At 69.7% G+C, this 17,566-nt stretch carries 20 protein-coding genes and 1 pseudogene; 13 read left to right on the top strand and 8 right to left on the bottom strand.

Translation table 11 applies throughout. From position 1 onward, the window contains the following. From CKO28_RS20600 to CKO28_RS20590, 3 genes are all read left to right on the top strand, one after another. A partial coding sequence (locus tag CKO28_RS20600) for a transposase (protein ID WP_200342701.1) occupies nt 1-167 on the top strand: 167 nt, incomplete at its 5' end. A gap of 357 nt (nt 168-524) precedes the next feature. After that, on the top strand, nt 525-1,481 hold the full coding sequence (locus CKO28_RS20595) for a glycine betaine ABC transporter substrate-binding protein (protein WP_200342700.1): 957 nt from the start codon (nt 525-527) through the stop codon (nt 1,479-1,481). 176 nt (nt 1,482-1,657) lie between these two features. Further along, nucleotides 1,658-1,822, top strand: coding sequence for a hypothetical protein (locus CKO28_RS20590; RefSeq protein WP_200342699.1), 165 nt, complete (start codon nt 1,658-1,660; stop codon nt 1,820-1,822). A 19-nt stretch (nt 1,823-1,841) separates the two neighbouring features. Here CKO28_RS20590 and CKO28_RS20585 read toward each other — a convergent pair whose 3' ends face one another. Next, nucleotides 1,842-2,801 carry a fatty acid desaturase gene (locus CKO28_RS20585; protein WP_200342698.1) on the bottom strand — a complete coding sequence of 320 codons (960 nt, stop codon included), beginning with the start codon at nt 2,799-2,801 and terminating at the stop codon, nt 1,842-1,844. Nucleotides 2,802-2,985: 184 nt separating this feature from the next. Between CKO28_RS20585 and CKO28_RS20580 the strand changes: the two genes are divergently transcribed. Both CKO28_RS20580 and CKO28_RS20575 read left to right on the top strand, forming a co-directional pair. Beyond that, nucleotides 2,986-3,840 (top strand): helix-turn-helix domain-containing protein, encoded by an 855-nt coding sequence (locus tag CKO28_RS20580; protein WP_200342697.1) that lies wholly within the window; start codon nt 2,986-2,988, stop codon nt 3,838-3,840. Beyond that, on the top strand, nt 3,837-4,664 hold the full coding sequence (locus tag CKO28_RS20575; protein ID WP_207168895.1) for a PhnD/SsuA/transferrin family substrate-binding protein: 828 nt from the start codon (nt 3,837-3,839) through the stop codon (nt 4,662-4,664). Before CKO28_RS20580 ends, CKO28_RS20575 begins: the two co-directional genes overlap by 4 nt. 49 nt (nt 4,665-4,713) lie before the next feature. Here CKO28_RS20575 and CKO28_RS20570 read toward each other — a convergent pair whose 3' ends face one another. Continuing rightward, a complete protein-coding gene (locus tag CKO28_RS20570) occupies nt 4,714-4,923 on the bottom strand; it encodes a cold-shock protein (protein ID WP_200342695.1) in 210 nt (69 codons plus the stop codon). Nucleotides 4,924-5,439: 516 nt separating this feature from the next. Here CKO28_RS20570 and CKO28_RS20565 point away from each other — a divergent pair. Next, nucleotides 5,440-5,625 (top strand): hypothetical protein, encoded by a 186-nt coding sequence (locus CKO28_RS20565; RefSeq protein ID WP_200342694.1) that lies wholly within the window; start codon nt 5,440-5,442, stop codon nt 5,623-5,625. A gap of 9 nt (nt 5,626-5,634) precedes the next feature. On the opposite strand, the gene ectA is transcribed toward CKO28_RS20565, so the two are convergent. After that, on the bottom strand, nt 5,635-6,357 hold the full coding sequence (gene ectA / locus CKO28_RS20560; protein WP_200342693.1) for a diaminobutyrate acetyltransferase: 723 nt from the start codon (nt 6,355-6,357) through the stop codon (nt 5,635-5,637). A 207-nt stretch (nt 6,358-6,564) separates the two neighbouring features. On the opposite strand from ectA, the gene CKO28_RS20555 reads away from it, so the two are divergent. After that, a complete protein-coding gene (locus CKO28_RS20555; protein ID WP_200342692.1) occupies nt 6,565-6,915 on the top strand; it encodes an endonuclease domain-containing protein in 351 nt (116 codons plus the stop codon). Nucleotides 6,916-7,091: 176 nt separating this feature from the next. Here CKO28_RS20555 and recQ read toward each other — a convergent pair whose 3' ends face one another. Next, nucleotides 7,092-8,972 carry a DNA helicase RecQ gene (gene recQ, locus CKO28_RS20550; protein ID WP_338050204.1) on the bottom strand — a complete coding sequence of 627 codons (1,881 nt, stop codon included), beginning with the start codon at nt 8,970-8,972 and terminating at the stop codon, nt 7,092-7,094. 288 nt (nt 8,973-9,260) lie between these two features. Here recQ and CKO28_RS20545 point away from each other — a divergent pair, with 288 nt between their 5' ends. Further along, nucleotides 9,261-10,448, top strand: coding sequence for a PQQ-dependent sugar dehydrogenase (locus CKO28_RS20545; RefSeq protein WP_200342691.1), 1,188 nt, complete (start codon nt 9,261-9,263; stop codon nt 10,446-10,448). A 122-nt stretch (nt 10,449-10,570) separates the two neighbouring features. On the opposite strand, the gene CKO28_RS20540 is transcribed toward CKO28_RS20545, so the two are convergent. The 3 genes from CKO28_RS20540 to CKO28_RS20530 all read right to left on the bottom strand — a co-directional run bounded on the left by CKO28_RS20540 (nt 10,571) and on the right by CKO28_RS20530 (nt 13,092). Next, on the bottom strand, nt 10,571-10,912 hold the full coding sequence (locus CKO28_RS20540; protein ID WP_200342690.1) for a cupredoxin domain-containing protein: 342 nt from the start codon (nt 10,910-10,912) through the stop codon (nt 10,571-10,573). Beyond that, the gene (locus tag CKO28_RS20535; protein WP_200342689.1) at nt 10,909-11,982 is read right to left on the bottom strand and encodes a cytochrome-c peroxidase; all 1,074 of its coding nucleotides are present in this window, start codon (nt 11,980-11,982) and stop codon (nt 10,909-10,911) included. The genes CKO28_RS20540 and CKO28_RS20535 overlap by 4 nt, the downstream gene beginning before the upstream one ends. Nucleotides 11,983-12,111: 129 nt before the next feature. Beyond that, nucleotides 12,112-13,092: a 4-helix bundle domain-containing protein gene (locus CKO28_RS20530; RefSeq protein WP_200342688.1), complete on the bottom strand. Its 981-nt coding sequence runs from the start codon at nt 13,090-13,092 to the stop codon at nt 12,112-12,114. A 294-nt stretch (nt 13,093-13,386) separates the two neighbouring features. Here CKO28_RS20530 and CKO28_RS20525 point away from each other — a divergent pair, with 294 nt between their 5' ends. The 3 genes from CKO28_RS20525 to CKO28_RS20515 all read left to right on the top strand — a co-directional run bounded on the left by CKO28_RS20525 (nt 13,387) and on the right by CKO28_RS20515 (nt 15,449). Next, nucleotides 13,387-14,082: a Fe2+-dependent dioxygenase gene (locus tag CKO28_RS20525; protein ID WP_200342687.1), complete on the top strand. Its 696-nt coding sequence runs from the start codon at nt 13,387-13,389 to the stop codon at nt 14,080-14,082. A 339-nt stretch (nt 14,083-14,421) separates the two neighbouring features. Beyond that, nucleotides 14,422-14,868 carry a Fur family transcriptional regulator gene (locus CKO28_RS20520; RefSeq protein WP_200342686.1) on the top strand — a complete coding sequence of 149 codons (447 nt, stop codon included), beginning with the start codon at nt 14,422-14,424 and terminating at the stop codon, nt 14,866-14,868. A gap of 272 nt (nt 14,869-15,140) precedes the next feature. Further along, on the top strand, nt 15,141-15,449 hold the full coding sequence (locus CKO28_RS20515) for a hypothetical protein (RefSeq protein ID WP_200342685.1): 309 nt from the start codon (nt 15,141-15,143) through the stop codon (nt 15,447-15,449). A 109-nt stretch (nt 15,450-15,558) separates the two neighbouring features. On the opposite strand, the gene CKO28_RS20510 is transcribed toward CKO28_RS20515, so the two are convergent. Then, on the bottom strand, nt 15,559-15,894 hold the full coding sequence (locus CKO28_RS20510) for a hypothetical protein (RefSeq protein ID WP_200342684.1): 336 nt from the start codon (nt 15,892-15,894) through the stop codon (nt 15,559-15,561). Between the two features lie 334 nt (nt 15,895-16,228). Between CKO28_RS20510 and CKO28_RS20505 the strand changes: the two genes are divergently transcribed. Continuing rightward, complete coding sequence (locus CKO28_RS20505; RefSeq protein WP_200342683.1) at nt 16,229-17,140, top strand: homocysteine S-methyltransferase family protein; 912 nt, start codon at nt 16,229-16,231, stop codon at nt 17,138-17,140. A 141-nt stretch (nt 17,141-17,281) separates the two neighbouring features. Continuing rightward, nucleotides 17,282-17,566: pseudogene (locus CKO28_RS20500) on the top strand (hypothetical protein); the annotation flags it as partial.

The raw sequence follows: 17,566 nt of genomic DNA, 5'->3' as shown, positions 1-17,566 counted from the left end.
GTCAAAAACCCGAAGAAAACTCCGATCTCTATCGTGAACGGAACCTGATCGAACGTGCTTTCAATCGAATGAAAGATTACAGACGCTTCGCTATGCGCTTCGACAAGCTGAAAGTAACCTTCGAAGCGACCGTGGCGCTGATCGCAATGCGCACATGGTTCCTATGATTTGAGTCCACACCCTAGGAACGTCCGGCAGGCTTCATCCGTCGATAAACGCTGCATGAACGTGACCATATCCATACCCGCAGTAAAAATATGTTCTTGGTTTGTTTCAATAGTCAAAGTGCTCAAAACGATCCCATTAGAAAAACTTGGCCTTTGGGGTGGAGATTAGTTGTTTGGCGTCGGTGCGGCAAACCGCGCAGGGTCTGGATATCAAAGGCGCAGTAGCGCGCGCGGTCGTTCGCGGACCCATCGGGCGGCCGGCAGCGTTAACGCCACTCCCACTGTCCGGCCGCCACTGTCCGGCCGCGGGGCCGCGCTGCTGCGCCGTCAACGCGATAACAACCGGAGGCTTTCACGATGACCCACTATCGCGCGACTACCGGGGCCAAGGCCCTGGTCGCCGGCCTGGCGCTCGCGCTCGCCGGGGCGGCTGGCAGCGTCCAGGACGCGCGGGCCGACGGCGAGACACGGATCGGCATGCAGCCGTGGCCGGGGGTGACCGTCAAATCCCAGGTCGCCCTGCAGATCCTCAACCGGATCGGCTATCCGGCGCGCATCAAGGAGTTGAGCCCGCAGTTCGTCTACCAGGGCATGAAGACGGACGACGTCGACGTCACGCTGGGCGCCTGGATGCCGGCGCACAAGTCGATGGTGCAGCCGCTGGTGGAGGCCGGCGCCGCACAGCGATACGCCATCAACCTGGACGGCGCGATCCAGGGCCTGGCCGTGCCCACCTACGTCTGCGAGTCCGGCATCGAGACGGTCGAAGACCTGGTCGCCAACGGCGAGCAGTTCGACCGCACGATCTACGCGATCGGCGCCGGAGCAGCGATGACAGAGGCGTTCCAGAACGCGGTCAAGAACGACTACAAGGGCCTGGGCGACTGGACCGTCACGCCGTCCAGCGTGTCCGGCATGCTGGCCCAGGTCGAGCGGAAGACCCGCAACGACGAGCCCGTCGTGTTCCACGGCTGGAAGCCGCACTGGATGGCGGTGAAGTTCGACCTCTGCTTCCTGGAGGACGGTCCGGACAGCAAGATCGCCGCGCTCGGCACCGACGTCTGGACGATCACCGCCACCGGCTGGGCCGAGGCGAACCCGCAGGCGGCGAAGTTCCTCAAGCAGTTCAAGGTCGAGCCGGCGGTCCAGAGCCGTTGGATCTACGACTACTCCTACGACGACACCGCGGCCGACAAGGTCGCCGCCAACTGGCTGGCCGGCGCGCCGGAGCAGCTGTCGGCCTGGCTCGACGGGGTTGAGGCCGCCGACGGCACGCCCGCGCTGGAAAAGCTGAAGGCGTCGTTCACCAACTAGCCGCCGGCACCGACTGGCTGCCGGAAAGTCCGCGCGGGGCCGGCCGCCCCGCGCGGACGCCGCACCCCGGCGTCGCACCGGCCGCCGGCCGCGAGCGCGCCGCCAGGGTGAACCGCCACATCGAACCGCCACAGCGAACCGACCGGGAATAACTTAAGTCGAAGGAGAGCCGCGCCATGCGCCCGACCGCCGCCGCCCGTCACATCGTCAGCCGGGCCGAAGCCGGCCTGGCCGCCCGGTTCGGCATGCGCCGCCGGGAGGTGCGCGACTGGGTGAAGCTGGGCGGTCTGGCGACCGTGATGGCCGCCGTCACCGCGATGTCCCGGGTGGTGATCGGGTAGCGGGCCGCACGGCGTACGGTCACCCGGCGAGTTGCGCCCCCGACTGGTGCGGCGCGGGGACGTCCGATCCCGCGTCCAGCCCTGGGCCGGCCGGCAGCGGATGGACCGGCGGTTCCTTCGCCCTGAACAGATAGACCGCGGCGATCTTCAGGTACCCGGCGTAGCGATAGCCGCCGTTGCCGGCCAGGATGTCCGCCCGCCCGCGGCGGTAGGCGCGCGGGAGCGCGTACCACGGCAGCCGCGGGTCGGTGTGGTGCACGGCGTGCAGGTTGTTGTTGAGGTAGAGCAGGCTGATCAGGGGGCCGGCCTCGACCACCGCGGTCCGGTCGCCCACGGCCTCGGCGGCCTGGTGCTCCAGGAACGAACGCAGCAGCATCAACGCGGTGCCGGGATAGACGAAGGCGGCCAGGTAGAGCCACACCGGCATGCTGCAGACCCAGAACACCCAGCCCCCGACCAGGCCAAACCCGGGCAGGTGCCAGAGCCAGTGCCGCCGGCGCCGGCGGTCGCCCGCCGCCAGCCGGCGCGCCTCGTCGCGCAGGAAGACCGCCACCGTGCGCGGCGGCCCCAGCACCATCCGGCCGGCAAGCGTGTTCAACGCCCACAGCCAGGCCCGACGGACCCGGCCCAGGCGCGCCCACAACGCCGGTGTGACGTAAAAGCTCTCCGGATCTTCCAGCGGGTCGGTCAGGCGGCTGTCCCGGTGATGGCGCAGATGGCTGTCGCGGTAGACGCCCCAGGGCAGCCACAGCAGAAACCCCGGCAGGCCAAGCAGCCAGTTCGCCCAGCGCTTGCGGAACGGATGGCCGTGCACCGTCTCGTGCTGCAGCGACGCCTGCCAGGCGCTGAGATACCCGCCGGGGACGGCGAGCAGCCACCAGGGTACGGCGGCATGGAACCAGGTGAGCAGCAGAAAGCCGCCGTAGACGGCGGCGGCAACGGCGAGGGTTGGCCACGCGGCCGGGCGTTTTGACGACATAACATATGACATAGATGGCGCCGGACGAGGTCCGCAAGCCACAAATGACGGACGTACGCCCGGGTTGCGCATTCCCCACATATCTGTTGACACTGCACAACGCTTGTCGCGGTTGTCGCATCATCCGCCGCGCCGATCCATCGGCGCTTGCGGGGCCGCACCTGAACACGGGGTGGACGCGGAGATGGACCGTCGGGAATGGGTCGCGCGCTTCCGTGAACGGCTGGCCGAGACGATCGCCCATCAGGGAATCAGCCGCTCCGCCTTCGCCGCGCGGATCGGGCTCGACCGCTCGACCCTGTCGCAGTTGCTGTCCGCCGACACGGTCCGCCTGCCGCGCGCGGAGACGATCGCCGCGATCGCGCGCGAGGCTCAGGTCAGCACCGACTGGCTGCTCGGCCTGAGCCAGGAGCCGCGACCGGAGGCCGAACTGGTCGCGGGCGCGCCGGAGGTCGAGCGCGGCGGCGCCAGCCCGCTGGACGCGCGCCTCAGCCGCTGGAAGCGGGAGGCCGCCGGGGCGAAGATCCGCTACGTGCCGACCACGCTGCCCGATCTGTTGAAGACCGAAGCCACGCTCGCCTACGAGTACCAGGGGACCGACGACCCGCTGTCGCAGTCGCGGCGCAGCGAGGCGGCGGAGAACCTGGCCTACATGCGCGAACCGGAGACCGACATGGAGGCCTGCTGCAGCTTCCAGCTGCTGCAGAGCTTCGCCTTCGGACACGGCGTCTGGGCCGACCTGCCGCGCGCCCAGCGGATCGAACAGCTGGACCAGATCGAGCGTTTGCTCGACGAACTCTACCCGACCTTCCGGCTGTTCCTGTTCGACGGCTTGCAGCGCTACTGCGTGCCGCTCACCGTGTTCGGACCGCGCCGGGCCGCGGTCTATTTCGGCGAGATGTACTTCGTGTTCACGGCGACCGAGCATATCCGGATCATGACCCGCCATTTCGACGAGCTGATCCGCGCGGCGGCGGTGCAGCCGACCGAGGTCGGCGGCTTCGTGCAGCGCCTGCGCGCGGAGCTGGCGGCCGGGTGAGCGCGCGCGCTGTGCCAACAGGTCCCTGGACCGCGGCGTTGCCGATGTACGATCTGCCGGAGCTGCGCGGCGCGACCGATGCCTGGTGGTCGGGGATCGCCCGGCATCTGCGGGCGGCCGGTGTCGCCGGGGTGCCCGAGCGGCTGACCCGCCCGCGGGCCGTGGCGGCGGTTTGGGACGATCCGGACCTGCTGCTCGGGCAGGGCTGCGGCTATCCGTTCACGCAGGCCTATGCCGACCGGTGGCAGTACCTCGCCACGCCGGTCTACGCGGTGCCCGGCTGCGACGGTCCGGCCTACCGCAGCTGGCTGGTGGTCGCCGAGGCGGCGCCGGTGACCGCGGTCGCGGACCTGCTCGGGACCACGGCCGCGGTCAACGGCGCGACCTCGCACTCCGGCTGGATCGCCTTGCTGGCGGCGCTGGCGGACCATGCGCCGCCGGGCGGCCGGCCGCTTGGGCAGGTCGTGTGGACCGGCGGGCACCGCGCCAGCCTGCGCGCCGTGGCGGACGGGCAGGCCGATATCGCGGCGGTGGACTGCGTGACCCACGCCCTGTTGGCCGCGCACGCGCCGCAGGCGCTGGCGGGCACACGCGTGCTCGCGGGCACGCCGGCGGCGCCGGGGCTGCCGTTGATCGCCGGGGAGAACGTCGACCGGGACACCCGCCGCCGGGTGCGGGCCGCGCTGCACGCCGCGGTCGCGGACCCCGCGCTCGCCGCCGCGCGTCGGGCGCTGCGGCTCGACGGCCTGCGCGTGCTGCCGCCGGACGCCTACGCCCGGATCGGCGCGCTGGCGGCCGCGGGCGGTGCCGCGCCCACGGACTGACCGCGGTGCGACAGCCCGGCGCGCCGGCGTGGCTCGGCCGCCAGGGCGGCTATTCGACGACCCGCAGCTGATCCGCGGCCTGCCGGTTGTCGCGACCCGGCGACAGCTCGAACTCGACCCGCTGGCCTTCCTGCAGGCCGGACAGACCGGCGCGCTGCACCGCCGTGATGTGGACGAACGCGTCCTTGCCGCCGCCGTCGGGCGCGATGAAGCCATACCCCTTGGTGGTGTTGAACCACTTCACCGTACCAGTCGCCATTGCGCTATCCTCGTTCCTGCACGTGGTTCCTGCACGTGTCTGCCCGCACATCGGTGGCGCCACGGCCCCCGCGCCGGAGCGACATGCCGGAAGGCCAAACCGGCCTTCTGCTGACTGTCGCGCCAACGCCAGACGGCGGGGGCAAGATTCAGCCGCAAAGGTGTCTCAACCTTGCCGCATCCTGCCCTTGCGCGGTCGGCCGGGAACGCACGCAAAGACGTTCCGTCGGCCGCCCGCACGGCCGCGCGCCCCAAAGCCGGTTAATTAGGCCTTAACGCTCGACCCGCGGCAAGCAGGAAAATTCGCCGAAAGCGCGCAATCATGCCGAGTCGCGGCGTCCGGCCGCAGCCATGTCGCGATCCAGGGAGGTTTGATTCGCATAGGATACATACCGGCCGTGCGGTTGGTGCTAGCGTCCGCCGGTCTGAACAACAAACCGGGCACCGCGCGCGACCAAGCGGCGCCGAAACGCGGCCGGGGCGGTACGACCGCGCCCACGGCGACGGGAGAGAGGTAATGCTAGACGGGCACTTGACGCCGGGCGGCGAGGACGGACTGCGCACGCGCCGGCAGCCGCCGCGCAGCGCCTGGGCGAAAGCCAAGATCCGGCTGTTGGAGTATTGGGATTACCCGCCAGCGGCCCTGTTCTGGCTGATCCTGACCGCGGGCACGATCACCGTGCTCAAGGTCGCCGGCCTGTAGCTCGCGCCTTCAGTGCGGGCGGCCGTCGTACTGGCTGTCCAGGATCACCACTTCCTTCGCGCCGTGGCCCTCGCGCACCTCTTCGGCCGCGTGGAGGGCGTTGTCGAGCGTGGAGAACGCCGGGTTCCAGGGCGTGAACGCGGGCTGCTCGTTGCCGTCGAGCACGGCGTAGAGGCGATACCCGTCGTCGTCCTGGCGGATCTGGATCTCGTTGTCGATGCGGGTGATCGGGCCGATCACGAACAACCGCTCGATCTGGTGCTCGGCGTCGGGGAACAATTCGTCCTTGTAGACTTCGGTCTCCTCGATGCCGCAGTTGAAGTACGCCGCCGTCTTGCGGAACAGCGCCTCCGAGGCCTCATTGTCGGGCGCCACGGTAGTCTCGATGTAGCGCACGTGCAGGCCTTCCTCGCGGGTCAGGATCTCCTGCAGCATGCCCGAAGCGATGCCCAGGCCCTGGAACTGGTCGCGCACGTTGACCTGCCAGACGAACAGGCGGGTGTGGTCGCTCGGCAGCGGGTAGGCGGTCACCATGCCCGCGACCTCGCCGTCGACCTCCGCGACCACGCTGGTGGCGGCGAAGTTGCGCGCGATCATGAAGTACGCATAGCCCGAGTTGACGTCGAGTGCCGCCGCCTCGTCGACCATTTTCCAAATTTCCGCCCCGTCCTCGACCGAGGGGGTGCGGTAGGTGATCTCGGGCTCGCTGCCGGTGTTCGCGTCGTCGGCCAAGGGAAGGTGTCCGTCTCGGTGAAGGGGAGGGCGGCGGTTGCCACTTGGCCCGAATATAGCAGCCGCAGGCCGGTTTGTCGCGGCGCAGCACGGGCACGCTTCAAACCCACGGCAGTGCGTCCCCCGCCTCCGCGTGGGAGATGCGTCCCCCTCCTCCTCGTGGGAGGAGGGGACAGGGGACGTGGTTTGCACCTACACGCGCGGATCATGAGGCGCACCCGCAAAGCGTTCGCGGCCGAACTCCGCCGTCAGCCGACGGAGGCGGAACGGCGGCTATGGCAGGTCTTGCGGGCGCGCCAGCTGCACGGCCTCAAGTTCCGGCGCGAGCACGGGCTGGAGCGCTACATCGTGGACTTCGCGTGCCCGGAAGCTCGGCTGATCGTCGAGTTGGACGGCGGGCAGCACGCAGACCGCGCCGCGCGCGACGCCGCGCGCACGCAGGTCCTCGAAAGCAAGGGCTACACGGTCCTGCGGTTCTGGAACAACGACGTGCTGGAGAACCTGGAAGGCGTTGTCGAGGTGATCGAAGCGGCTGTGCCGGCGCGGGCGCCGAAGTGAGCGATATGCCGCTTGATAGACCGTGCGTCCCACCTCTCCCCGGCCCTCTCCTCCCACGTGGAGGAGAGGGAGAAGCTGGCGCGCCGCATTCTTCGATCCCCGCCTCCGCGTGGCAGGCGGGGACGGGGAAATGGTCTGCACGGTCGGTTCGCGCGGAACCAGCAGAAGCGAACCGATTACCCGTTCAGCACGGCGAGGAAGTCGTCGGCGTAGCGGTCGAGTTTGCTTTTGCCGACGCCCGGCAGACGGGCGAACTCGCTGGTGCCGCGCGGGCGGCGCTGGACCATTTCCAGCAGGGTCGCGTCCGTGAACACGACGTAGGGCGGCACGCCCTGGCGCTCGGCCAGCGCGCGGCGCTTGGCGCGCAGCGCTTCGAACAGCGCGGCGTCCGCGCCTTCCAGGTCGTGCGCGGGCGCGCGGCGGCCGCCGGTCTTCTGCGCGCCGCGGGTGGGGCGCAGCTTTTCCGGATCGGCGCGCAGCGTCACCGTCTCCTCCGCGCGCAACACCGGGACGACCTGCTCGCGCGGGCCCAGGCGCAGGACCCCGTGGTTCGCCATGTCGACCTTGAGCAGCCCCTGCGCCACCAGCTGGCGCAGCACCGAGTGCCAGCGCTTTTCCGACAGCTCCGTTCCCTGGCCGAACACCTGCAGCCGGTCGTGGCCGCGCCGGTCGACCTTCTCGTTCTGCTTGCCCAGCAGCACGTCCACGACGTGCCCGGCCCCGAAGCTCTGCCCGACCCGGTAGACCGCGGACAGCGCCAGGCGCGCCCAGTGCGTGCCGTCGATCGATTCCACCGGCTCCAGGCAGGTATCGCAGTTGCCGCACGCGTCCGCCGCCTCGCCGAAATACTCCAGCAGCACCTGCCGGCGGCAGCGCGTGGTCTCGCAGAAGCCCAGCAGGGACTCGAGCTTGCGCCGCTCGACCAGCTTGATCTCCTCAGGCGCGCTGGAGTCGTCGACCATCCGGCGCAGATTGGCGACGTCGGTCATGCCGTAGACCATGAAGGCTTCCGCCGGCAGGCCGTCGCGCCCGGCGCGCCCGGTTTCCTGGTAATAGGCTTCCAGCGACTTCGGCAGGTCGAGGTGGCAGACGAAGCGCACGTCCGGCTTGTCGATGCCCATGCCGAAGGCGATCGTGGCGACCACCACCACGCCCTCCTCGCGCAGGAAGCGGGTGTGCGCGCTCGACCGCGTCTCCGCCGCCAGCCCGGCGTGGTAGGCGACCGCGTCGACGCCCTCCTTGCGCAGCATGTCGGCGATGTCTTCGACCTTCCGCCGGGACATGCAGTAGACGATGCCGCTCTCGCCCGGATGGTCGCGGCAGACGAAGTCGAGCAGCTGTTTGCGCGCCTGGCCCTTGACCTGCACGCGGTAGCGGATGTTCGGCCGGTCGAAGCTGGCGACGAACGCGCGGGCCCCGGTCAGGCCGAGCTGGTGCTTGATGTCGCGGCGCGTGCTTTCGTCCGCGGTCGCGGTCACGGCGATTCGCGGCACGTCGGGAAAACGCTCGCCCAGCACCGCGAGCTGGCGGTAGTCGGGGCGGAAGTCGTGGCCCCACTGGCTGACGCAGTGCGCCTCGTCGATCGCGAACAGCGCGATCTGGCAGCGCTCCAGCTGCTCCAGCAGGCCGCCCAGCAGCAGCCGCTCGGGCGAGACGTAGAGCAGATCGAGCGCGCCGGAATCGAGGTCGCGGCGGATCTCGCGAACCTCCTCGGGCGTGCGCGCGCTGGTCAGCGCCGCGGCGTGCACGCCGGCCTGGCGCAATTGCTGCACCTGGTCGTCCATCAGCGCGATCAGCGGCGAGATCACCACGCCCGTACCGGGCCGGGCGAGGGCGGGCACCTGGTAGCAGACCGACTTGCCGCCGCCGGTCGGCATCAGCACCAGCGCGTCGCCGCCGCCCGCAACGTGGTCGACGACGTCGCCCTGCAGCGGCCGGAAGTCGTCGTGCCCGAACACCGCGCGCAGGACCTCGCGCGGCGGCCGCCGGGCCGCGCCGACAGGTTGCCCGACGGGGCCGTCGATCGCGGGCGCGGTTGGATCGGTGGGGGTGGACACGGGTGGCACTCACCGCTTCGCATGAACGCCGGTGGCACGGCGCGCGCCCGTCGGGCTGAGCCGGACGACCGGCGACTCGTCGGGCGGCCGATCGGGGCGTCCCCGTTCAATGCCCGGCTTGCGGTCCCGGATCAAGGCTGGTCGGCGGCCGGTGCGGCTGCTCTCGGGGGCTCGCAACCCCTGGGGGATGGCGCCATATCCTGGCCGGCGGGTTGGCACCGGGGCGGCCCGGGCGCGCCAACCGTCGGCTGACCCCTCGCTCGGAACAGACACAGGAGACGCCCCGTGATGCCGAACACGCTTTCGCGCCTGCGCCCCGCGCGGGCCGCCGTTGCCGTGGCCGCCGTTGCCGTGGCCGCCGTTGCCGTGGCCGTGGTGACCGCCGGTCGCGCCGCCCCGGTCACCGCCGCGGAACGCTTCTCGACCGAACGCGCCGCGGTCACGGTGGAGCCGGTCGCGAGCGGCCTGGTCCACCCCTGGGGCCTGGCCTTCCTACCGGACGGCCACATGCTGGTGACCGAGCGCGCCGGCCGGATGCGGATCGTCAGCCCGGACGGCGCGGTGTCCGAGCCGATCTCCGGTCTGCCGGAAATCTGGTCGCGCGGGCAGGGCGGCCTGCTCGACGTCATCCTGGGGCCGGACTACGCCGAGACCGGCCGGATCTACTTTTCTTACAGCGAGCCGGGCGACGGCGGCGCCAGCACGGCCGTCGCGCGGGCGGTTCTGGACCGCGAGCAGCGCGCGCTCAACGATCTGGACGTGATCTTCCGCCAGCAGCCGAAGTCTAGCGGCGGGCGGCACTTCGGCTCCCGCTTGGTGTTCGCCGAAGACGGCACGCTGTTCATCACCATCGGCGACCGCGGTCAGCGCCAGCGGGCGCAGAACTTCACCATCAACCGCGGGCAGGTGATCCGGATCAATCCGGACGGCTCGATCCCCGAGGACAACCCGTTCGTGGGCGTCGACGGGCGCCTGCCGGAAGTCTGGTCGTACGGCCACCGCAACCCGCAGGGCGCGGCGCTGCACCCCGAAACGGGCCGGCTCTGGCTGCACGAGCACGCCGCCCAGGGCGGCGACGAGGTGAACGTGCCGGAAGCCGGCGAGAACTACGGCTGGCCGACCATCCACTACGGCGAGGACTACGGCGGCGGCCAGTTCGGCGAGGGCACCAAGAAGGCCGGGCTGGAACAGCCGATCTACTACTGGGACCCGTCGATCGCGCCTTCGGGCATGACCTTCTACACCAGCGACAAGGTGCCGTCCTGGCGGGGCGATGTGTTCGTGGGCGCGCTCAAGTTCCGGCTGCTGGTGCGCCTGGACGTGGAGAACGGCGAGATCATCCACGAGGAGCGGATGCTGGGCGACCTGCGCCAGCGCATCCGCGCGGTCGACCAGGGGCCGGACGGCAACCTCTACCTGCTGACCGATGCCCGCGACGGCCAGATCCTACGCGTCGTGCCGACGCCGCTGTACTAGCCCGATGGGGCGTCCACCCCATCGGGCTAGGGGAGGAGGGACCACGTGACCTCGAATACCGCGGGCAACCTCCTCTCCCTCGCCCTCTCCTCCCAGTGGCGGAGAGGGCATAGGTTTCGTGCCTAACTCCCTGACGGGGACCCTTTCTCCGTCACCGTCACCTTCAGTTCCATTTGTGGATGAATGCCGCAGGTGACGTAGTAGGTGCCGGGCGCGTCGAAGGTGAGGCGGACGACCTCGCCAGGGTCCTGGCTGCCGGAGTTGAAGTTCATTTCCGGGTGGAAGACGCGGATGTTGTGGGTGCGCTTGTCGTCGTTGCTGAGGGCGATCGTCTCGCCCACCGCGATCTTCACCTGGTTGGGATTGAAGCTCTTGTTCTTCTGGCTGACCTGCACGGCCGCGTCCTCGCCGCCGCAGGCCGCGAGCAGCACGACGGCGGCGAGTGCTCCCCATATCCGGGTCATTCCGGCAGCTCCGGCCGGGTCACGCCCTGCAGGGCCTCCGGCGTCTCCAGGGTCTTCAGGAACGCGATCAGTTGATCGGTCTCCGCCGGCGTCAGGTCGATCGCCTGCATGTCCGCGGACAGCGTGTCGCGCCTCACAAAGCGGCCCTCGTAGTGCTGGATCACCTCCTCCAGCGTCTTGAACCGGCCGTCGTGCATGTAGGGCGCGCGCCGGGTGATGTCGCGCAGGGTGGGCGTCTTGAAGGCGTTGTTGGCCGCGGCGACGTCCAGCACGGGCCCGCGGCCCAGGTCGCCCTGGTTCTTCAGGCCGATGTCGTGGTAGGCGCCGCGGGTGAAGCGCCAGCTGCCGTGGCAGTTGGCGCACTGGGCCTTGCCGTTGAACAGACGGAAGCCCCGCTTGGCGTCGGCGGGGATCGCGTCCCGGTCGCCGGCGACCCAGGCGTCGAACGGGGTGATCGGCTGCACGATGGTCCGTTCGTAGGTGGCGATCGCCTTGGCCATGTTGGCTTCGGTGATCGGCTTATCGGCCCTGGGGAAGGCGTCGGCGAAGCCGTTCCGGTAGCCTGGAATGGCGCGCAGCTCGTCCAGCAGGGAGTCCATCGGCTGGTTCATCTCGCCCTGCGTGATCACCGGCCGGGTCGCCTGGTCTTCCAGGCTGGGCGAGCGGCCGTCCCAGAAGAAGGTGCGCGCCCAGGCAAGGTTCCACAGCGTGGGCGTATGACGCCGCCGCGGTTCGCCGGTCGGGCTCTGCGCGACCGGCCTGCCGTCTTCCCAGGCGAGATCGGGGTTGTGGCAGCCGGCGCAGGAGATGTCGTTGTTGCCGCTCAGCCGCGGGTCGAAGAACAGCTGCTTGCCGAGCTCGGCCTTCGCCGGCGTGTAGCTGTTGTCCGCGGGGAACGGCGGCGCGGCCGGGCGGACGTAGCGCTGCTTCAGCTCGGCGAGACTGGGCTCCGGCTGCACCCCGGACGCCAGGCCCCAGCCGAGCGCCGCCGACGCCGCGGCGACGACCGCAAGGCCCAGAATCGGGAGCACGGTGGACAGGCGCGCTGGCAGGGAGATGCGGCTCGCCATCGGGGGCTCGGACGCTCTCGGTCGACAACGGGAACAACCGGGCAGGCGCCAGATCGGCGGCCTGCCCGGTTATCGGACTCCGGCGCGAAGCTGGGCTTCGGCGCGGTTGGGCGAAAGGCTGGGGCCGGCTTAGCCGGTCTCGCCGCCTTCGCCTCCCTCACCGCCTTCACCGCCTTCGCCGCCTTCGCCGCCTTCGCCGCCTTCACCGCCGGCGGAGGCGCCGTAGTCGCGGGTGATGAAGCCGGACAGCTCGAGTTCGACCTTGGAGGCGGCCGCCTTGACCTCGCCCGGGCTCATCTTCGGCTCGAAGTCCGGGGTGATCGCCGGCCAGGCCGCCATCAGCGCCTCGTAATCCGCGATCGCGTCGTTCAGGTCCGCGGCGTCCCGGCTGTACAGGCTGGACGACAGGCTGCCGAGGATGTCGCGGCCGACCCAGACGAACCCGCGGCTGTCCTGGTATTCGGCCACGTTGACCATCTGGCCGTCCTTGACCGCGGCGTCGTACTCGGCCGCCGCCTGCTGCACCAGCGCGGTCACCACCGGCAGCATGAAGCTCGGCTTGGTGGTGTACTCCGGGCTGACCGCGTTCAGGCCGGCGTTCACGTATTCCAGCACGTGGTAATAGGCGTGCTCGGCCTTCTCGTGGTCGCCCGCCTCGGTCGCCGCGACCAGCGTCTCGAGGTCGTCCTTGAAGCCCTCGACGCCGCGCTGCTTCAACGCGCCCTCGATGCCGCCGTAGATCTCCTCGACCGGGTGCTTGAAGTGGACCATCGCGTCCTTCGGCTTGTCGGCTTCCAGCAGCTCGTGGCCGGCCCGCAGATGGCCCTTCATCATGGCGAGTTGGAACAGGAAGTTCTGGCTGTCGCTCAGGCCGGCGGCCGGGCCGGCTTCGCCGCCCTCGCCACCTTCGCCGCCTTCACCGCCGGCCGCGGCGAGCTGGATCGCCGTCGCCGTCTTCGGCGGGGTATAGGGGGCATGCGCGCCGCGCTCGCCGCCCGCCACGCCGGCGGCGGCCTCGGCGTCCTTGACCGGGTCGGCCTGCGTGCCGGCGCCGGCGGCGAACACGAAGGCGCCGAGCCCGACCCAAAGCTTGGTGCGGTTGTTGGACATCGTCGTCCTCTCGAACAAGAAACGTGTGGTGTGGCCCTGGGCGGGCCGGATGGAGCGCCGCGCCGCAACGGCGCGGCGCCCCGTACTCTGGATGAGAATGAATTGCAATTGCAACCAGAAAATGGCGGCTTTAGGCTGCCGGCCCGGGCACATGGACAAGGTCGCGGAAAGGGTGGTCATTTCCCCGCGAACCTTGTCTTCTCGTCAAAACGCTCGGGCGAAACCCCTGCAGCAGGCCGAGCCGGCCGTCGGAGGTTTCGCCCCGGCACCGCAAGCAAAGGGACCGACGCCGCCATGATCGTATGCATCGCCAACGTGCTGGACCGCGCCACCCTGGAGCAGGTGCGCGACCTGTTGGCCCAGGGATCCTACGTCGACGGCAAGCAGACCGCCGGCTGGCACGCCAAGCTGGTCAAGCACAACCAGCAGCTCGCCAAGAGCGAGCCCGCCGACCACGCCGACAAGCTGGTGCGCGAGGCGCTGCTCAGCCACCCGGTGTTCAACGCGGCCGTCCAGCCGAAGCGTCTGCGGCGGATGCTGTTCAGCCGCTATCAGGGCGGCAACGCCTACGGCGCCCACGTCGACGACGCGCTGATGGGGGCGGGGCCGAAGGTCGAGACCGACGGCGACAGTGCCCGGATGCGCTCCGACGTGTCGATGACCGTGTTCCTGTCGGACCCGCAGGACTACGACGGCGGCGAGCTGGTGATCGAGGGGACCGGCGGCGAGCAGAGCTACAAGCTGGAGGCCGGCCATGCGATCACCTATCCGTCCAACACGCTGCACTACGTCGCCGAGGTGACCCGCGGCACGCGTGAGGTCGCGGTGACCTGGGCGCAGAGCCTGGTGCGCGCACCCGAACAGCGGGAGGTGCTGTTCGACCTCGACACCGCGCGGCGCACGCTGTTCGAGCGCGAGGGCAAGAGCCGCGAGTTCGACCTGATGTCCAAGACCCACGCCAACCTGACCCGGATGTGGGCGGAGCCGTAAGCGAGGACCCTGTGCAAATGCGAATGATTTGCAGTTGCAAGGGTCGCCGCATCGTGTCAAAGTCAAGTTGAGGGATCGGACACGGCCCTTGCCATCCTCATGTGCAAACTCCGCAAGGCCTGGCCGGGAATCCCCTAGAGGCGGCAGCCCGGTCGGGCCATTTTTCCCTGCGTACGCGGACCGTTTTGCGCGGCCCGGCCGGCTGTGACGTTCACGCGGATTGCACCGGCGCCGTCGGAAGCGCATTTTAGGGACCGATGGTCGCGTCGGACGGCCCGGATGAGGATGATTCGGTTCCCCGGCGTCGCGACGCGTGCAGGCGGTAAACGCAGGGTGGATATGGCTGACACGAGCGAAAGCGAACACGGCGACCGGGTCCGCCAACTGGAAGCGGATGCCCGCCGGTCCGGTATGCGGATCACGCCGCACACCACGACGATCATCCAGATCTTGGACGAATCCACCGATCACCCGACCGCCGAGGATATCTTCGAGCGCGCCCGCGAGCGCGATCCCAGCATCTCCTCCGCCAGCGTGTACCGGATTCTGAACAAGCTGGAAGAGAGCGATCTGGTCCGCCGGCAGCGGCTCGACAGCGACCGGTTCCGCTACGAGATCGCGGACGAGTGCCGCCACCATCTGGTCGACCTCGACACCGGGCAGGTGATCGGCATTTCCGATCCGGAGATCGACGAGCTCAAGGACAAGATCGCCAAGCGGCATGGCTACGAGATCGTCGACTTCCGCCTGGAACTGTTCGGCCGGAAGCCCGGCGGCGGCAACTGACGCCGGCGGCGATCCGTCGATGGGCGATGCCCGGTCCGCCGCTCCCGCGGGCACGGCCGCCGGCGTTCCTGTCGTTGGCGTGATCTGAAGCCGGCCCCGTATCTTCCTGATATTCAAAATTTTTAGCTTGGAAGCCGGCAGCTGCGGCGGCCTGTCACGGCGGACAGCGGGGCGATTTGAGGCGCGGACGCCAGGACCTGGAGACGCCGCCGGCGCTGCCGCGACGGCGCAACTGACTGCTGATCCCGCGACCCAGGGCAGGAGCGCGGACGGTGTCCTCGACGTTCCGCGTGAATTTCGCCCCCAACGCGCCCTTGTTTCAATGGATTGATCGGACGGTCAATCGCGTGCACGTGCTTGCGGGCAGCCTGGCGCTGCTCTGCATCGCGCTCAACGGGCTCGTGATCCTGGTGCCCGGCGCGCCCGTGCTTGCGCTGTGGGCGCAGGCCGGCCGGTTCGGCGGCTGGTTCTACGGCGTGCAGGCGCTCGAGCTGGTCGCGGGCGCGGTCAACCTGGTCCTGATGGGCCGGAACCTGCGCGACGGCCTGCGGCTCACGGGCCGGCTGGGCCGGTCGGCCTAGAGCAAAATCGACGAAGGTCGCGTCGACCTTCATCGTGAATCTTGCTCTAACTGCTTGAAGAGAGAGCAAGCTTCAGCTGAAACGTGGCCTCACCTTTCAGCATCTTGCTCTAACGGCTCGCCGCGACCGCCGCGGCGGCGGTTTCGTCGGCCGCCGTCACCGCCTTGCGGGCGATCTTCTGCCAGAATGCCTGCTGGCCGGCATCGAGCGCCTTGAATGCGTCGGCGTCGGTGTCGTGCATGGCGGCGTAGACCGCCACGGCGACGCGCTGGACACGGTCGTCGCTGGCGTCGTGCTCGGCCAGGCTGCGCAGGCCCGCGGTCAGCGTCGTGCGCGCCAACCCTTCGGTGCCGAGCCAGCTTGGGTCGTCCTCGGCCTTCAGCAGGGCTTCGCCCAGCGCATCCGCCGCGTCCTCGATCGCCTGTCGGGCCGTCTCGTCGGTCATCCGGCTGTTCCCTGGCAAAGGTCTAGAGCAAAATCGACGAAGGTCGCGTCGGCCTTCATCGTGAATTTTGCTCTAACTGCTTGAAGAGAGAGCAAGAGTCAGCTGAAAGGTGGCTGCACCATGCAGCATCTTGCTCTAGCGTCGTGCGGCCAGTGTGCGGGGCCAGCCGGGGCGGCGGCAAGCCGGCCGATGCGCCCGGCGGCTCGCCATGGCACGGCCGCAGGTTGCAACCGGCCCGGCTTGTAACACCGGCCCCATCGGCGTTAACCCCGCGGCGATTGACGCCCGTAACCGCGCGATCAACCGCGCAACCAACCCACGGGAAGGTGACCTCATGACCCCTTGGACGAAGCTGGAGCAGGGCCATGCGCTGCTGCTCGACGGCGGCATGGGCCAGGAGCTGGTGGCCCGCGGCGTGGACAACTCGACCGGCCTGTGGTCGGCCGAAGCCCTGATCCATCAGCCCGAGCTGGTGCGGGACGCGCACACGGCGTTCCTGGACGCCGGCGCCGAGCTGATCATCGCCAACACCTATGCCAGCACGATCCGGCGGGTGCCCGAGCGCGACACGTTCGAGCGGCTGAACCGGACCGCCGGCGAGCTGGCGCGCGCGGCGGTGGCGGACGCCGACCACCCGGCGCTGGTCGCGGGCTCGCTGCCGCCGATGTTCGGCAGCTACCGGCCGGACCAGGTGCGCGAGGAGGCCGAGCTGCTGCCGATGTACCGCGCGCAGTGCGCGGTGCAGGCCCCTTACGTCGACCTGTTCCTGTGCGAGACCATGTCGACGGCGGGCGAGGGGCGTGCCGCCGCCAAGGCCGCCGCCGAGTTCGGCAAGCCTGTGTGGGTGTCCTGGACGCTCAGCGACGACCAGTCCGGGCGCCTGCGCAGCGGCGAGAGCGTTCCCGCCGCCGCGCAGGCGCTGGAGGACCTGGAGGTCTCCGCGCTGCTGGTGAACTGCACGATTCCCGAGGCGGCAACCGCCGCGATGCCGGCGCTGGCGCAGGCCGCGGCCGGGCGGCCCTACGGCGCCTATCCCAACGGCTTCCACCCGATCGACAGCCAGGTCGGCGTCAACGACGGCGCCGATGTTCCGGGCGCGCGGGAAGACCTGGACCCGGCCGGCTTCGCGGGCTTCGCCCAGACCTGGCTCGACGCCGGAGCTCGGCTGATCGGCGGCTGCTGCGAGGTGCATCCCAGCCACATCGCCGAGCTGCGCCGCCGGTTGGACGGCTCGGTCGCGGCGTGACCCGGCGCCGACGCGGATCGCGTCAACAGTCTGTTTTCGCCCGCACGTCTAGGCGCCGCGGCGCCGACAGGGCATCTGTGGCGGGAAGCCGGCGGACCGAACCGCCCGCGTGTGACATCCCGAAGAGGAGGTTTCCCGATCATGCAGTTCCGCACCTTCGCCCTGGGCGCCGCCGGCGCCGCGGCGGTCGCGCTCGCCCAGCCGATCCAGGCCGAGGCCGCGCCCGAGACTTTCGAGATCGACCCCACCCACACCCAGATCGCCTTCCTGATCGACCACCTCGGCTACTCCAAAATGCTGTGTGTGGACGCCCCCGCAGATGCAAGCGATTTCTCCTCGGGTCCGGTATTGGCATGCGGTCAGGTGCAGTCGTGTGTCCGGCCTCATGATGCGGCCGTTACACGCCGCGGGCCTGTATGGAGATAC

The sequence above is a fragment of the Rhodovibrio sodomensis genome, assembly GCF_016583645.1.
Classification (GTDB): Bacteria; Pseudomonadota; Alphaproteobacteria; order Kiloniellales; family Rhodovibrionaceae; genus Rhodovibrio; species Rhodovibrio sodomensis.
The sequence above is the reverse complement of the archived record's forward strand: the minus strand, read 5'-3'. Positions and strand labels throughout refer to the sequence as shown.